This window comes from Mycobacterium sp. 1165178.9 (assembly GCF_001673555.1).
GTDB lineage: Bacteria > Actinomycetota > Actinomycetes > Mycobacteriales > Mycobacteriaceae > Mycobacterium.
In genome coordinates this window covers 28,456-43,059 of record NZ_LZMB01000100.1, presented here as the reverse complement: position 1 = coordinate 43,059, position 14,604 = coordinate 28,456, and the positions used below count along the sequence as shown (strand labels likewise).

The 14,604-nt window shown below is 65.9% G+C and carries 14 protein-coding genes and 1 pseudogene; 9 read left to right on the top strand and 6 right to left on the bottom strand.

Annotated features, from left to right (window positions below):
* The 3 genes and pseudogenes from A5652_RS27420 to A5652_RS05105 form a co-directional block, all read left to right on the top strand.
* A pseudogene (locus tag A5652_RS27420) lies at positions 1–122 on the top strand (acyl-CoA dehydrogenase); the annotation flags it as partial.
* Entirely contained in the window at positions 109–1,191 is a 1,083-nt protein-coding gene (locus A5652_RS05110; RefSeq protein ID WP_067347268.1) for an acyl-CoA dehydrogenase family protein, read from the top strand. The pseudogene A5652_RS27420 and the gene A5652_RS05110, both read left to right, overlap by 14 nt.
* 117 nt (positions 1,192–1,308) lie before the next feature.
* On the top strand, positions 1,309–2,079 hold the full coding sequence (locus tag A5652_RS05105) for an enoyl-CoA hydratase/isomerase family protein (protein WP_067347266.1): 771 nt from the start codon (positions 1,309–1,311) through the stop codon (positions 2,077–2,079).
* Positions 2,080–2,100: 21 nt separating this feature from the next.
* Here A5652_RS05105 and A5652_RS05100 read toward each other — a convergent pair whose 3' ends face one another.
* The gene (locus tag A5652_RS05100; protein ID WP_369805753.1) at positions 2,101–2,964 is read right to left on the bottom strand and encodes a proline iminopeptidase-family hydrolase; all 864 of its coding nucleotides are present in this window, start codon (positions 2,962–2,964) and stop codon (positions 2,101–2,103) included.
* A gap of 3 nt (positions 2,965–2,967) precedes the next feature.
* Positions 2,968–3,570: a cation transporter gene (locus tag A5652_RS05095; RefSeq protein WP_067347264.1), complete on the bottom strand. Its 603-nt coding sequence runs from the start codon at positions 3,568–3,570 to the stop codon at positions 2,968–2,970.
* Positions 3,571–3,736: 166 nt separating this feature from the next.
* Between A5652_RS05095 and A5652_RS05090 the strand changes: the two genes are divergently transcribed.
* The 3 genes from A5652_RS05090 to meaB all read left to right on the top strand — a co-directional run bounded on the left by A5652_RS05090 (position 3,737) and on the right by meaB (position 6,394).
* Positions 3,737–4,255: a phenolic acid decarboxylase gene (locus A5652_RS05090; protein WP_067347262.1), complete on the top strand. Its 519-nt coding sequence runs from the start codon at positions 3,737–3,739 to the stop codon at positions 4,253–4,255.
* 104 nt (positions 4,256–4,359) lie between these two features.
* Positions 4,360–5,499: a thiolase family protein gene (locus A5652_RS05085; RefSeq protein ID WP_067347260.1), complete on the top strand. Its 1,140-nt coding sequence runs from the start codon at positions 4,360–4,362 to the stop codon at positions 5,497–5,499.
* 7 nt (positions 5,500–5,506) lie between these two features.
* Positions 5,507–6,394 (top strand): methylmalonyl Co-A mutase-associated GTPase MeaB, encoded by an 888-nt coding sequence (meaB, locus tag A5652_RS05080; RefSeq protein WP_067347258.1) that lies wholly within the window; start codon positions 5,507–5,509, stop codon positions 6,392–6,394.
* A 165-nt stretch (positions 6,395–6,559) separates the two neighbouring features.
* On the opposite strand, the gene A5652_RS05075 is transcribed toward meaB, so the two are convergent.
* The 4 genes from A5652_RS05075 to A5652_RS05060 all read right to left on the bottom strand — a co-directional run bounded on the left by A5652_RS05075 (position 6,560) and on the right by A5652_RS05060 (position 11,022).
* Positions 6,560–7,804, bottom strand: a complete 1,245-nt coding sequence (locus A5652_RS05075; protein ID WP_067347256.1) for an HNH endonuclease signature motif containing protein — start codon at positions 7,802–7,804, stop codon at positions 6,560–6,562.
* Positions 7,805–7,910: 106 nt separating this feature from the next.
* On the bottom strand, positions 7,911–8,654 hold the full coding sequence (locus tag A5652_RS05070) for a methyltransferase domain-containing protein (RefSeq protein WP_067347276.1): 744 nt from the start codon (positions 8,652–8,654) through the stop codon (positions 7,911–7,913).
* A gap of 59 nt (positions 8,655–8,713) precedes the next feature.
* A complete protein-coding gene (locus A5652_RS05065) occupies positions 8,714–10,330 on the bottom strand; it encodes an FAD-dependent oxidoreductase (RefSeq protein ID WP_067347254.1) in 1,617 nt (538 codons plus the stop codon).
* Positions 10,331–10,344: 14 nt separating this feature from the next.
* Positions 10,345–11,022, bottom strand: coding sequence for an IclR family transcriptional regulator (locus A5652_RS05060; RefSeq protein WP_066865690.1), 678 nt, complete (start codon positions 11,020–11,022; stop codon positions 10,345–10,347).
* A gap of 127 nt (positions 11,023–11,149) precedes the next feature.
* Between A5652_RS05060 and A5652_RS05055 the strand changes: the two genes are divergently transcribed.
* The 3 genes from A5652_RS05055 to A5652_RS05045 are packed head-to-tail and all read left to right on the top strand — an operon-like array spanning position 11,150 to position 14,599.
* Positions 11,150–12,013: an alpha/beta fold hydrolase gene (locus A5652_RS05055; protein ID WP_067347251.1), complete on the top strand. Its 864-nt coding sequence runs from the start codon at positions 11,150–11,152 to the stop codon at positions 12,011–12,013.
* Positions 12,013–13,734, top strand: a complete 1,722-nt coding sequence (locus A5652_RS05050; protein WP_067347250.1) for a bifunctional 3-(3-hydroxy-phenyl)propionate/3-hydroxycinnamic acid hydroxylase — start codon at positions 12,013–12,015, stop codon at positions 13,732–13,734. The genes A5652_RS05055 and A5652_RS05050 overlap by 1 nt, the downstream gene beginning before the upstream one ends.
* On the top strand, positions 13,682–14,599 hold the full coding sequence (locus A5652_RS05045; RefSeq protein ID WP_067347248.1) for a 3-carboxyethylcatechol 2,3-dioxygenase: 918 nt from the start codon (positions 13,682–13,684) through the stop codon (positions 14,597–14,599). The genes A5652_RS05050 and A5652_RS05045 overlap by 53 nt, the downstream gene beginning before the upstream one ends.
* The last annotated feature ends 5 nt before the right edge of the window (positions 14,600–14,604 follow it).

The following is a 14,604-nucleotide window of genomic DNA, read 5'->3' as shown; positions in this document are numbered from 1 at the left end:
AGGTGCACGGCGGTATCGGCAACACCTGGGAATGCGTGGCGCATGTCTACCTGCGCCGGGCCCTCACATCGACCGAGCTGTGGCCGGTCGCGTTGAAGGAGATCGATCTTGGACTTTCGTGACTCACCCGATGAAGCGGCCTTCCGGGAGCGGTTACGCACGTGGCTTGCCGCACACGCCAAGGAGTTTTCGGGCTCGGGCGATGAATATTGGGTGCGCATGGCCGACTGGCACCGCGCCCTTTATGACAACGGCTTCTTCGGCCTGTCCTGGCCACGCGATTGGGGCGGCCAGGACCTGGCGCCGGTCTACGACGTCATCGTCGACGAGGAGCTGGTGCGTGCCGGTGCGCCACCGCGCCCCAGCGTCGGGTATCTGGTGTACGGCATCGGAGCGCACGCCAGCGACGAGCTCCGGAAGCGCTTTTTGCCCGGCATCATCAACGGCACCGAGCGCTGGTGCCAGGGTTTCAGCGAACCGGGCGCCGGCTCGGATCTTGCGTCGTTGACCACCACCGCTCGCCTGGAAGGCGACAACTATGTGGTGAACGGGCACAAGATCTGGACCAGTTACTCCGACGTGGCGGACCGATGTTTGTTGCTGGCGCGCACCGACCCCCAGGCGAAGCGCCACCGCGGCCTGTCTGCATTCGTCCTGGACATGAAACAGCCTGGCGTGCAACAGCGCCCGCTACAGATGATCAATGGGGTCACCAACGAATTCGGTCAGGTGTTCTTCGATGATGCGACGGTGCCGGCGGACCGGATGGTCGGCGCTCCTGGCGACGGCTGGGCCGTGGCCATGACCGTCGTCGGGCACGAACGCGAGCCGTCCACGCTCGGCTACGCGGCCCGCTACGGCAAGCTGGTCCGAGAGCTGTTGTCGCGCAACGACGGAGAAGTGCCCGAAGAGCTGGCGTGGGCTGCGGTTCAGTCGGATATGCTGACCCATCACGTGCGGCGGCGGCTGTCCGAGCAGCTCGACGGGGTATCGCACGGCTCGGAAGGTTCGCTGGACAAGCTGCTGATGACGTGGGTCGAACAATCCGTCGGGCATGCCGCCCTTGCCGTCACGGGAACGCGCGATCCCGATCTGCTGAGCGCCTACCTCTACAGCCGGGCGCAGAGTGTCATGGGCGGAACATCACAAATACAAAAGAACATCATCGCTTCACGGATCTTGGGATTGTAGGAGTGATCGCGAACGCGGGCGAAGCCCGCGTGAAGCGGGTCACGACCATTGTAGGAGTGATCGCGAACGCGGGCGGAGCCCGCGTGAAGCGGGTCACGACCATAGAAGGAGTCTGACGTGTACGACATGCCTACCGAGATCGACGTTCAGGCCGACGGCGCCCTGCGCATCATCACGCTCAATCGGCCGGACTCGCTCAACTCCGTCAACGACAATCTGCACGTCGGGCTGGCGCGTTTGTGGCAGCGACTGACGGATGACCCCACGGCCCGTGCGGCGGTGATCACCGGTGCCGGCAGGGCCTTCTCGGCGGGTGGCGATTTCACGTATTTGGAAGAGCTGGCGAACGATGCTGAGCTGCGCGCCAAGACCATCCGGGACGGGCGCGAGATCGTATTGGGCATGGCCCGCTGCCGAATCCCCGTGGTGGCGGCCGTCAACGGCCCCGCCGTCGGCCTGGGCTGCAGTCTGGTGGCACTCAGCGACATCGTCTACATCGCCGAGGATGCTTATCTTGCCGACCCGCATGTGCAAGTCGGGCTGGTGGCCGCCGACGGTGGACCGTTGACCTGGCCACTGCACATCAGCCTGCTGCTGGCCAAGGAATTCGCGCTCACCGGCACCCGCATCAAGGCGCAGCGCGCCGTCGAGCTCGGCCTGGCCAACCATGTGGTCGACGATCCGGTCGCCGACGCGATCGCCGCCGCGAAAAAGATTTTGGAACTCCCGCAGCAGGCGGTGGAGAGCACCAAGCGGGTGCTCAACATCCATCTGGAACGGGCGGTGCTCGCCAGCCTGGACTACGCACTGTCGGCCGAAAGTCAGTCGTTCGTCACCGAGGACTTCCGGGCCAACGTCGCGAAATTCAATGCGGCCAAGAAGAACTGAGGTCGTTGCGGTTACAGGTCCTCAGCCGTCGTGCCGGCGTAGGAAATCACGCATCACGGAGTCGAACTTGTCCGGCTCCTCGATGAAGGGCATGTGGGCGCTGGCTTCGAACAGCTCGAATTGTGAACCAGGTATGCGTTGGTGCATTTCCCACATGTGCTCCGGCACGCATTCGTCGTACCTGCCCGCGAGCACCAGTGTCGGCACAGCGATTTCATGGAGCCTTTCGAACACATCCCAGTTGCGAATCGTCCCCACGATGTGAAAGTCGCTGGGGCCGAACATGGTCTCGAAGATTTCGGCGCCCATGTTCCGGAAGGCATCCTCGAGCTCTCGCGGCCACGGGCGTACCCGGCAAAGGTAGGTTTCGTTCCAGGTGCGGATGGCGGCCTGATACTCGGGCGCGTGCGTGCTGCCGGCGGTCTCATGCCGGTCGATGGCGGCCTGGGTGGCCGGATCCAGCTCGGACTTCAAGCGTGCCACCATCTTCGCGAACGCCGGGATGGAGGCGATGCTGTTGGAAATCGTGAGGCTCGCGGCGCCGACGGGTGCCGCGTCCAGCATGTACTGCTGGGCCAGCATCCCGCCCCAGGAGTTGCCGAAGAGGTGGAAGCGGCCCAGGTCCAGGGCTCGTATAACGGCGTCCACCTCGGCCACCGAGCGATCCATCGTCCAAAGCTCGCGGCTTGGTGGGCATTTGGAGTTCCCGCAACCGAGCTGATCCCAGAAGACGACCTCGCGCTCCGTGGCCAACCGCGCCAGTGACCGCAAATAGTCGTGCGGCAAGCCCGGCCCGCCGTGAATGACGAGCAGGGGAAGACCCGCGCCGCCGCCGATCCGCTTGAACCACACGTCGCCGCCCGGGACTGTGACCATCCCCTGCATCATTCACCCACCATTGGTGAAGAAGATTCCTTTGACCTCACGCAGAGCGTAGAACACGAGCACGTAACCGGCGAGGGGGTCCGCCCACCACCAGCCGGCGATGCTGTTCAGTAACAGGCCGAGTAGGACGGCGACGGCCAGCAGGCCGTCGATAAGGGTGACGCGGCCTTCACTGGTGAGCACGGGGTTGCGAAGGGCGGCACCGGTTCGGGCCTTGCCGGCCGCAAGAGCGAACATCGTCGCCGCGGTGACCGTCGTCCAAGCGATGCCAAGGGGCGACGGCTCGGGGTGAAAGCCGGCAACCAGGACCATCGTTGATTGCACCAACAGGTACACGCCAAGCGCTCCGAAGGCGGCACCGATGATCCGCAACGCTTTTCGTCGACGGGCTGCTCCGGTTCCGGAGAGCTCCCAGATCACCACCAGTGAGGCGCCGATCTCGATTAGCGAGTCCAAACCAAACCCGGCCAGCGCCACCGATTTAGCCTCGATGGCGGCCGACGCGAGGATAATGATGCCGACGACGTTCCACACCAGGGTGGCGTATTCCAGCGCAAATCCGCGCCGCAGCAGGGAGCGGCGTGCGGCCTCGTCCAGGTGGCTCATCGCAGTCAGTCTCACATATCCGAGTACCGGCCTACGGTCATGGCCGATATCGTCCATTGGACTGTCCAGGAAAGGTCGACGTTGCCGTTCGCGGCTGCGCAGCAGCCCCGCGTTCGTGGCAGGCTTTCTTTGTGCAGAAGCAGCGGCCCAAATGGGAGGAATGGCAATGACGAGTGTCACGAATCCGATCCCACCACAAGATCTTTCGGGAATTGTCGGATATCGCTTCGTTTATACCTACGCCAACGGCTGGCAGTACGAAATGTACGTCAAGAATTCCACCACCATCGACTACCGCATCCACTCCGGACATGTTGGAGGGCGCTGGGTAAAAGACCAGCAGGTCAACCTCGTCCAACTTGACGACGACAGCTTCAAAATTTCCTGGACCGAACCGACCGGGACCTGCGTGGCCGTCAACGTCCTGCCCGAAAAACGCCGCATCCACGGCGTCATCTTCTTCCCGCAGTGGATCCGCGCGCACGGTGAGCACACGGTCTGCTTCCAGAACGACCATCTGGATGAGATGCGGGCCTACCGCGACGAAGGCCCGACCTATCCCATCTACGAAGTCCCGGAATTCGCCTACATCACCCTGTTCGAATACGTCGGAACCGACGACGAGACCGTCATCGACACCGGTCCCGAACACCTGCCGCCGGAATGGTCGAACCGCACCAACTAGCCGCTTGTTGCGACTCGTACTCTCGCAATGAGAGAATATGATTCTCGTGAATGTGCGGATGCCTCTCGGCGTCCCGCACCTGCTGGTTGAACTGGAGAAGACCCGTGCCCGAAGCCGTCATCGTGAACGCCCTCCGCACCCCCATCGGCACAGCCCGCAAGGGCACACTGCGCGATACCAGCGCGTTCGATCTGGCGCACCATGTGGTGACCGAAGCGGCAAGGGATCTAGACCCGGCGCAGATCGACGACGTGATCCTGGGCGAAGGTCTCTACGGTGGCGGCGTGATCGCGCGCCACGCGGCCATCACGGCCGGGCTGCCCCACGTACCCGGTCTGGCCAACAACCGGCACTGCGCGGCCGGGCAGGCGGCGGTGCAGAGTGCCGCCGCGAGCGTGCGCGCCGGGATGGACGAGCTGATCATCGCGGGCGGTGTGAATGCGGCATCGACGTCGCCACGCTCGCGCCTGCAGGTGGACGGTGAGTGGGTCGACTGGTTCCCGCCGACCCATCCGAACAAGCCCGACGCGCCGAACATGGACATGTCGATCACCGTTGGCTGGAACGCCGCGGTCAAGGCCGGCGTGAGTCGTGAGGAGATGGACGCCTGGGCGCTGCGATCGCACCGCAATGCCGTCGCCGCCATCGACGAAGGCCGCTTCAAAGAGGAGATCGTCCCGGTCGAGACGCCGCATGGCTTGTTCTCGGTCGATGAGCACCCGCGTCGCGACACCACCATGGAGAAGCTGGCCGCGCTCAAGCCGCTGCACCCCGAGATCGAGGGCTTCTCGATCACCGCCGGCAACGCGTGCGGCGCCAACGACGGCGCGGCGGCGCTGGTCATCGCCAGCGACCGCCTGGGGCTGCCCGCGCTGGCCACGATCCGGTCCTGGGCATCCGTCGGCGTCGACCCGGCGATCACCGGCCTGGCGCCGGTGGAGGCGATACCGAAAGTCCTAAAACGAGCCGGGCTTTCGACCTCCGACGTAGATCTCTTCGAGATCAACGAAGCCTTCGCCGCGATGTGCGTGGCCACCATCAAACTGCTCGAGCTTGATCCCGACAAGGTCAACGTCAGCGGCAGTGGCTGCTCGCTAGGGCACCCCGTTGCGGCCACCGGAGCCCGGATGCTGGTCACCCTGGTGCACGAATTGCGCCGCCGCGGCGGTGGCATCGGAGTCGCGGCTATGTGCGCGGGCGGTGGAATGGGCTCGGCGACGGTGGTCGAGGTCGCGGCTCCATAATGCGTACATGATCATCGCTGATCTGATTGCCCGCGCGCGCAATGGATCTCCCCGCGCGGCCGGTCGCCTTCTCAGCCTGGTCGAGGGCGAGCAGCGCGACGAGGTCCTGGCGACCATCGGACCCGCACCGGACGGCATGGGGCCGGTTGTCGGCATCACGGGGCCGCCGGGTGCGGGAAAGTCGACGACGGTCGGCGCGCTGGTCAGCGCCTACCGCGAACGCGGCCTTCGGGTGGCGGTGTTGGCGGTAGACCCGTCGTCCCCGTTCAGTGGGGGAGCGCTGTTGGGCGATCGAATTCGAATGGCCGCGCATATCAACGACTCCGACGTACTCATCCGATCGGTGGCCACCCGTGGGCATCTGGGCGGTCTTGCGGCCGCGGTTCCGGCGGCCATCCGGCTGCTGGGCGCGATCGGTTACGACGTGGTCCTGCTGGAGACGGTGGGGGTGGGACAGTCCGAGATCGAGATCGCCGCCGTCGCCGACCCGACCGTAGTCATTCTCAATCCCGGTGCGGGCGACGCGGTTCAGGCGGCCAAAGCGGGCGTGCTGGAAGTCGCCGACATCGTGGCGGTCAACAAGGCGGACCGGGACGGTGCCGAACAAACGGTTCGCGACCTCCGGGCCGAAACCAGCGCCCCCATCATTTCGCTGATCGCCGCCCGGGGTGAAGGCATCGAAGACCTGATGGCCGCCATCGAGGACCACCGCCGAACCGACAGCCGCGCCCGCCGGCTTGCCCGCGCCCGAGCTCAGATTTTGTCGCTGGCGCAAACCCGGCTGCGCGCCAAGCCCGATCTCGACCGGCTCGCCCAGTCGGTCGTCGACGGCGATCAGGACCCCTACACGGCCGCCGATCAGCTGATCTCACCTCCCGCGCCTCAAACGGACTGACGGTCCGCTGTCTTCCGGTCGTCGGCGCAGGCAGATCACTTGAGACGCAATCTGGTTCAGGTTGGCCACGTCGGCGTTGCTATGCGTACTATCAACGAATCATTCTATGCCTCAACATATTTGGTGTCTTTGATCCGCTGCTGCTGATCATTACCGGCGACGGCGCTAGTTGGTGGTGGGTGGTGGTTGGGGTTGGAAGGGTTGATACCACCACCAGTCGGCGCGTTCGCCGGTCGGTCCCGGGCAGGGCGCCACTGCGGGCGGGGGCGAAGTGGGTGGGCGCGCCAGTGAGCCCGGGCTCAGTGATCGGCCCGCGTCGTCGGTGACCACGAGTGCGTTTGCGGGTCCGGTGATGGTGATGACGCCGCGATGGTGTGACCGGTGATGGTAAGGACACAGCAGCACCAGGTTGGCCAACTCGGTGGCCCCGCCGTCTTCCCAGTGCCGCAGGTGATGGGCGTGCAGGCCACGGGTGGCGCCACAGCCGGGCACCACGCAGGTGCGGTCGCGGTACTCCAGCGCGCGGCGCAGCCGCCGATTGATCAGCCGCGTGGCCCGCCCGGCACCGATGACCTCGCCGTGGCGTTCGAACCACACCTCGCAGGTGGCATCACAGGTCAGGTAGCGGCGTTCAGCGTCGGGCAGCAGCGGACCCAGATGCAGTGCGGCGGCGCGCTGCTCGACATCGAGGTGCACCACCACGGTGGTGTGCTGTCCGTGCGGGCGGCGGGTGGCCTCGGCGTCCCAGCCGGCCTCGACCAGACGCAGGAACGCTTCGGCGGTGCTGGGCAGCGGGGGCCGCTGATCTGAAGCGTCACCGCTGTGGTCGTGTTTCCACTGCGCGATCAGCGCATCACGATGAGACGCCAACGCCGCCTCGAACTTCGCCGCATCGGGGTGGGCAAGCGTGATTCGGTAGCAGCTGCCCTGCTCGGTGGTGGTCGTGGTGAACGTGCGCTCGGGCTCGGGCCGGGGCTCGGGCTCGGGTCGCGGCTCCAGCCTGACCGCGGTACGCAACTGGTTGACCGTCGCGACCGCGGCGAGCTGGGCGTAATGCTCATCAGACCCTTTACCGCCCCGGGCCGCGATCACCCCGACCTGATCGGCCGACAGCCGACCTTCCCGCATGCCCTGAACGCAGCGCGGAAACTCCTCGAGCCGGCTCGCGATGGTGGCGATCGTGTGCGCGTTCGTTGGCGAGCAGCCCGTCTTCCAGGCCACCAACGCCGGTACCGACCGCGCCCCGGTGACCCCGCACAGCTCGTCGCGCTCGATCTCGGCCACGATCTCCACGATGCGCCCATCAATCGCATTGCGCTGACCGGTCAACTCCGCTAGCTCCTCGAACAACACCTCAAGACGGTCACTCACAGTCACCACCACGGCGTCAGCAGATGCGGTCAAAGGCATAACGCCATCATCGCAGCCACCACCGACAAATTCCGGCCGCGCAGCCGCGCGAGGTCCCGCCACGGCCTAGTCGAAAGCTGGTGGGATTTACCAGGATCGGTCGGTATCAAGCGCAATCGCTGACCAGTAGGCGATAGCCGGCGTCCAGCTGTTGTTGTTCAATCAGGCCCGCGTGCCGTTGATGCCACCGTCCGGTCCGCAGGTCGGCCGCGAGCCGGGCCAGACCGTCAGCCAGGGAGCTCTCATCTGCGTACGCCAACATGGAAATACCCGCGCGCACGGTGGCGTCAAGATACGCCTCGGGGCGGCGCCAAAATGCAGCGCCGAATCCGTCGGTGCAATCATGCGGTACGGGCACCGTGTACACGTGCGCCCCTCCCAGCAACTCAACGAGTCGCGCGATCGGAACATGAAGCTCTTCGTTGATCCGAGCGGCGGCGGGCAGGTATTCACGAAGCAACCAGAACTTCTGGATCACCGATTGATCCCACGTCAATACGACTATCCGGTGGCGCACGACGCGGCGTAATTCGTCGATTCCGGCCGCGAGGTCGTGCCAGTGGTGCACTGTCAGCATCGCCATCGCGGCGTCAACACACTTGTCGCGCAGTGGCAAGGCCTCCGCCATGGCCTGGACACTCGGCGCAGCTCCCGCGGGACGCTGCGCGATCATCACCATGCTGGGCTCGACCGCGGCGACGGTCTGGGCTGGTTCATAGGAGCCGGTACCCGCCCCGACGTTGACGACGGTGCCCATCGTGGCGAGGGCGGCATGCACCTGCGAGGCGATCCGCGGATCCGCTCGACGAGTGCTCCGATAGGTGGCACCGATCCAGTCGTAGGCGACCATCATCCCAGGATGACGCAGGCGGGCTCGATTACGCCAGCATCGGCGCCGGTCCGCACTTACTACTGCAGGTCGACCGACTTCCCGGTGGCGGCCGCGTGACCCGCTCGATAACCGAAAACCATTGCCGGGCCCAGGGTTCCGCCGGCGCCGCCGTAAGCGCGTCCGGTCACACCACCCATCGCATTGCCCGCCGCGAATAGGCCAGGTATCGGCTCGCCGCCGACATGCAGAACGCGGGCGTCGTGATCGGTGCGCGGTCCACCCTTGGTGCCCATCGCACCGATGCTCACCGGCACCGCGTAGAACGGGGTGGTGTCGATCGGGCCCAGCGTCTTACCGGCCTGTGTGGTCGCGCTGTCATCACCCCAGTAGCCGTCGTAGGCACTAGAGCCGCGGCCGAAGTCGGGGTCCGCGCCGGCGGCCACATGACGGTTCCAGCTCTCGACCGTGCGGGTCAGACCGTCGGCGTCGATCCCGGTCTTGGCGGCCAACTCGACCAGGTCTGCCGACTCACAGAACCAGTCCGGAACGGGTTGGCCCGGCTCGATACCAAGAAATCCGTAGCGCTGCAGGTGAATCGAATCGAACACCATCCACCCGCGGTCGTTGACGTAGCCGCCGCGAGGATCCAGGTAATGGAACGCGCCGGCCATCGAGTTGTAATCGCAGGCCTCGTTGACGAAGCGCCGGCCGGCGGAGTTGACGATGATGCTTCGGGGCCGCGTTCGTTCCAGCCGCACGCTGCGGCTGCGCGGCTTGCCTTCGATGGTGTCCCCCGGGATCTGGACGATCGGCACCCACCACGCTTCGCCCATGTTGGCCAGGTCGGCCCCGTGCTCCATCGCCATGCGCAAACCGTCGCCGGTGTTGTTGGGCGGCGAGACGGCGCCGTGCATGGGGCCGCGCAGAAAAGCTTGTGTCAGTGCGGGATCCCACTCGAAGCCGCCGGTGCCCAAGATGACGCCGTGCCGGGCGCGAACACTGATCGTCCGATCCCGCAGGGCCACACGCACCCCGGTGATTTCTCCGTTTTCGGCGATGAGTCCTTCGGCCCGTGCATTGGTGTGTGGGGTCACCCCGGCATCCAGCAAGCCCTTGAGGAGCCCAGCGATCAACGCGGTGCCGGCGACGCACAGATGGCTGGTTCGTTCGTCGATCGCCGCGTGCAGTCGCGCCCTGGTCTCGGCATCGAAACCAACGTTTGACCAGTCGGCCGGGAAAGACGTGATCTGCGTTGCCCATTCGCCGAGCTGGGCCAGATCGAAGGGGGCCGCGCTCAGCGACCTGCCTCCCGTCGGCTGCCCGCCCGGTAATTCGGGGCGGTAGTCGGGGAAGCCGGTCGCAATCTCGAACTGAAGACCGCTGTGTGCCTCGATGAAATCGAGCATCGCCGGCCCGGTGCGCACGAACGTTTCGACCAGCTCGTCGTCCATCGACCCGAGCGACTGTGCCCGCAGGTAGCGCAACGCATCGGCGGGCGTCAATTCACCGTCGGCAGAACGGTTATGGGCAGGGATCCACACGATGCCGCCAGAGACGGCGGTGGTCCCGCCGACGGTCGGAGCCTTTTCGAAGACCGCCACCGAGGCGCCCGCGACGGCCGCGGTCAGCGCGGCGGTGAGGCCGGCGGCCCCACTGCCCAGCACGGCAACGTCGACTTCGTGGTCCCATGACATGGACTGCTATCCCTTCAGCTCAATAGCTCCGACAACTGTTTGGCGGCCTTGACGACCGCGTCTTTCCCGCGCATCACCACGTCTTCTCGGTGTGAGATGAGGTTGATGCATGTTGGCGGTGACGGCACCGGGCGGCGCACCCCGACGGCCAGGCCGTAGGTATTCGGTTCGATCTCGCCGTAGGTCGTCACCCAACCGCGTTCGCGCGCCCGGGAAACCAACTCGCGTTCGCCCGGGCGCGGAGGCATGCACGCGAGCAAGGCGATGCCGGCGGCACCGCGGTCGAGCGGGTATCGGCTGCCTTCGTGAAACGAAAGTTGGTAGGCGACATGGCTGGGCACGATCACCGCGATCGCGACCTGCTGATCGCCTTCGGCGATGAGCAAGGACACGGTCGTGCCGAGCTCATCGGCCAGGGCGCGCAGCGTCGGCAGGCTGACTTGGCGCACATTGCGATCGAAGGAAGCGCCGAGCACGGCCAGGCCCGCTGCCGGCCGGTAACGGCCGTCCTCCCCCTTGGCCACCAGACGGAACTCGGCCAACGTCGTCAGCAATCGATAGGCGATGGTGCGATGCACGCCCACCTGATCGGCGAGTTGTTGCACTGTCAGCCCGGAAGGGGAATCCGCCACCATCTGCAGCGCGGTCAAACCCCTGGCCAGGGTCTGCGAACCGGTTCCAGACCCCGTCACAGCCTTGACAGACCTTCCCACGAGAGCGAAGCTCTATATATAACGCACATTAGTGTGCGATATTAGCACACCAAGTAAGCCGAAAACGAGAACGAGATTTCCCCCGATCTGGAGGCCGGACAGCACCGTGGCGGAGTTCGAGAGCATCTGGAGCGATCTTCAGGGCGTCGCGTTTGAGCAGGGCTACCTGGACGCCGGAGGAATCCGCACCCGCTACCTGCGCGCCGGCGATCCCGGCAAGCCGGTGCTGATGCTGCTGCACGGCTCCGGCGGCCACGCCGAGGCCTACGTGCGCAACCTCGCCGCGCACGCGGAGCATTTCTGGACCTGGTCGATCGACATGCTTGGCCACGGATACAGCGACAAGCCAGGGCATCGGCTGGAAGTCGTCCACTACGTGGAGCATCTGATGGCGGTGCTGCGCACCATCGGTGTCAATCGCGCCTACCTCAGCGGCGAATCGCTCGGGGGCTGGGTGGCCGCACGCACCGCGGTCGACCATCCGGATGTCGTCGAGCGATTGGTCCTCAACACCGCCGGCGGATCTCAGGCCGATCCCCTGGTGATGCAGCGGATCATCACGCTGTCCATGGCCGCCGCCGAGGACCCGACCTGGGAAACGGTGCAAGCGCGCATCAAATGGCTGATGGCCGACAAGTCCAAGTCTTACGACGACCTGGTTGCCAGTCGCCAACGGGTATATCGGCAAGCGGGATTCGTCTCCGCGATGAGCGACATCATGGCGCTGCAAGATCCGGAGATTCGCGCACGCAACATCCTGGGCCCCGACGAATACGGGTCGATCGTCGCCCCGACGCTCGTGCTGTGGACCAGTGACGACCCCACCGCGGATGTGACGGAGGGACGCCGGATGGCCTCAATGATTCCCGGCGCGCGCTTCGAGGTGATGCCCGGTTGCGGCCATTGGCCGCAGTACGAGGACGCCAAAACGTTCAACCAGTTGCACCTCGACTTTCTGCTGGGCCGGTGATGGTCGCAGCTGGGCAGGAGGTTCCCGACATCGATACCGACGTCCTCGTTGTGGGCGCCGGCCCGGTCGGTTTGACCCTCGCCAACATCCTTGGCCTGCAAGGCATCCGCACGGTGGTGGTCGACGAGCGAGACACCCTCATCGACTACCCCCGCGGGGTGGGCCTTGATGACGAGGCGCTGCGGACCTTCCAGTCGATCGGGCTCGCCGACCGGGTGCTGCCGCACACCGTGCCCAATCAGATTCTGCGGTTCGTCGACGCCAAGCACCGAGTGCTCGCCGAAATGGCGCCGCCGGACGCATGTTTCGGCTGGCCCAAACGAAATGGCTTTGTGCAACCGCTCGTCGACGCCGAATTGCTCGCCGGCCTGGACCGATTCAAACACGTCCAGGTGTGGTGGGGGCATCCGATGACGGCATGCCGGGAAAGCGCCGACGGGGTGACTGTCGAGCTCGGCGGCGCCGACAACGACGGTGACGCCTCGCGCGTGCGGGCGCGCTATGTGGTCGGGTGCGACGGCGGCCGCAGCATGACACGCCGGACGATGGGCGTGTCGTTCGATGGAACGACATCGTCCACCCGGTGGCTGGTGGTCGACATCGCCAACGACCCGCTCGGGCACCCGAACAGCGAGGTCGGCGCCGATCCCGAACGCCCGTACGCCTCGATCTCGATCGCCCACGGAATTCGCCGCTTCGAGTTCATGATTCACGCCGACGAGACCGATGAGCAGGCCGAAGACCCCGCGTTCCTGACGCAGATGCTGGCCAGGATGGTGCCCCACCCCGACCGGGTCGACGTGATCCGGCGCCGGGTGTACACCCACCACTCGCGGATCGCCGGTGCGTTCCGCCAGGGCCGGCTGCTGCTCGCCGGGGACGCCGCCCACCTGATGCCGGTGTGGCAGGGCCAGGGGTACAACAGCGGGATCCGCGACGCGGCGAACCTCGGCTGGAAGCTCGCCGCGGTGGTGAGCGGCCGCGCCGACGACAAGCTGCTGGACACCTATGACGTGGAACGCCGCAAGCACGCCCGCGCGATGATCGACCTGTCTACCATGGTGGGCCGGGTAATCTCACCGACCAACCGCCGCGTGGCGACCGCGCGGGATCTCCTGGTGCGGTCGGCGTCAATCGTCCCGTCGCTCAAGCGTTATGTGCTGGAAATGCGGTTCAAGCCGATGCCCCGCTACGAGCACGGGGCCGTCGTGCACGCCGCCCCCGGGCGTGCCGATTCGCCGGTGGGGACGCTATTCGTCCAGCCGCGCGTCGACACCCGCGACCAGCAGGACGTGTTGCTCGATGACGTGCTCGGGTCGTGGTTCGCCGTGCTGTGCTGGAACAACAACCCGCGCAAGATCCTCGGCGATGTGGCCTTCGCGAACTGGAAAGCTTTGGGTGCCCGATTCTTTGCGCTGCGTCCTGCGACCCAGCTGCACTGGACCGGACACGACGACCCCGACGTGGTGGTGGTGGGCGACCGGCACGGTGGCCTCAAGGCCTGGTTCGACACCCACTCGGACTCGGTGCTGTTTTTGCGCCCCGACCGATGCATCGCGGGTGCCTGCATCGCTCAGCGCGCGCCGGACCTGAGTGCCGCGCTCTTCGACGCACTCACACTCACGCCGCGAGGGGGTGATTTGCAAAGTGGCACTGGCTCTGTGCTGTATGTCGCACAGCCCTCTCCTGAATCTTCCGGGGCCGTCGCGGGACCTGCTTGACGACATCGAGGGCGCAATCGCCGAAGCGCGAAGCTTCGTCGAGGAGTATGACCCCGAACTACTGGTCAGTTTCTCCCCGGATCACTACAACGGCTTCTTCTATAAGGTGATGCCGCCCTTCTGCATTGGCACCAGCGCCCGCGGAGTGGGCGACTACGGCACCCACGCCGGCCCGCTGAACGTACCCGAGACGCTTGCGACCGAGTGCGCGAAGGCGGTTCTCGATGCGGGCGTCGACGTCGCGGTGTCGGCCAGCATGGATGTCGACCACGGCACGGTCCAACCGCTCGAGAAGCTCTTCGGCGACGCCACCGCGCGTCCCGTGATACCGATCTTCGTCAACGCCATCGGCGTGCCGCTTGGCCCGATGCATCGCTGCCGTGCGCTCGGCGCCGCTGTCGGCAATTACCTTGCCAGCCTGGACAAGCGGGTACTGATCCTGGGATCCGGCGGGCTCTCGCACAGCCCGCCGGTACCGAGCCTGGCGACGGCGCCCGCGCCGGTGCTGGAGCGGATCGTGCACGGCCGGCCGATGACACCCGAACAACGGCAGGCCCGGCAAGTCGCGGTCATCGACGCGGCCAGAAACTTCGCCGCCGGCGAGAGCGACCTGCAGGCACTCAACCCGGACTGGGACCACCGATTCCTGGAAATCATCGACGGAGGACGGCTGGGCGAACTGGACGGGTGGTCGAATGCGTTCGTCGCCCATGAGGGCGGCAGCTCCGCGCAGGAGATCCGCACGTGGGTGGCGGCATTCGGGGCGCTCGAATCAGCGGGACCCTACGAAATCACCGGGCGTTTCTACAAACCCGCACCCGAATTGATCGCCGGTTTCGCCATCAGAACGGCACTTCCGAAATGACGGCC

Coding starts and splice junctions, on each gene's coding strand:
- A5652_RS05100 (WP_369805753.1), bottom strand. CDS start 2,964: ATGCAGGGGATGGTCACAGTCCCGGGCGGCGACGTGTGGTTCAAGCGG.
- A5652_RS05095 (WP_067347264.1), bottom strand. CDS start 3,570: ATGAGCCACCTGGACGAGGCCGCACGCCGCTCCCTGCTGCGGCGCGGA.
- A5652_RS05090 (WP_067347262.1), top strand. CDS start 3,737: ATGACGAGTGTCACGAATCCGATCCCACCACAAGATCTTTCGGGAATT.
- meaB (WP_067347258.1), top strand. CDS start 5,507: ATGATCATCGCTGATCTGATTGCCCGCGCGCGCAATGGATCTCCCCGC.
- A5652_RS05075 (WP_067347256.1), bottom strand. CDS start 7,804: ATGCCTTTGACCGCATCTGCTGACGCCGTGGTGGTGACTGTGAGTGAC.
- A5652_RS05070 (WP_067347276.1), bottom strand. CDS start 8,654: ATGGTCGCCTACGACTGGATCGGTGCCACCTATCGGAGCACTCGTCGA.
- A5652_RS05065 (WP_067347254.1), bottom strand. CDS start 10,330: ATGTCATGGGACCACGAAGTCGACGTTGCCGTGCTGGGCAGTGGGGCC.
- A5652_RS05050 (WP_067347250.1), top strand. CDS start 12,013: ATGGTCGCAGCTGGGCAGGAGGTTCCCGACATCGATACCGACGTCCTC.
- A5652_RS05045 (WP_067347248.1), top strand. CDS start 13,682: ATGTCGCACAGCCCTCTCCTGAATCTTCCGGGGCCGTCGCGGGACCTG.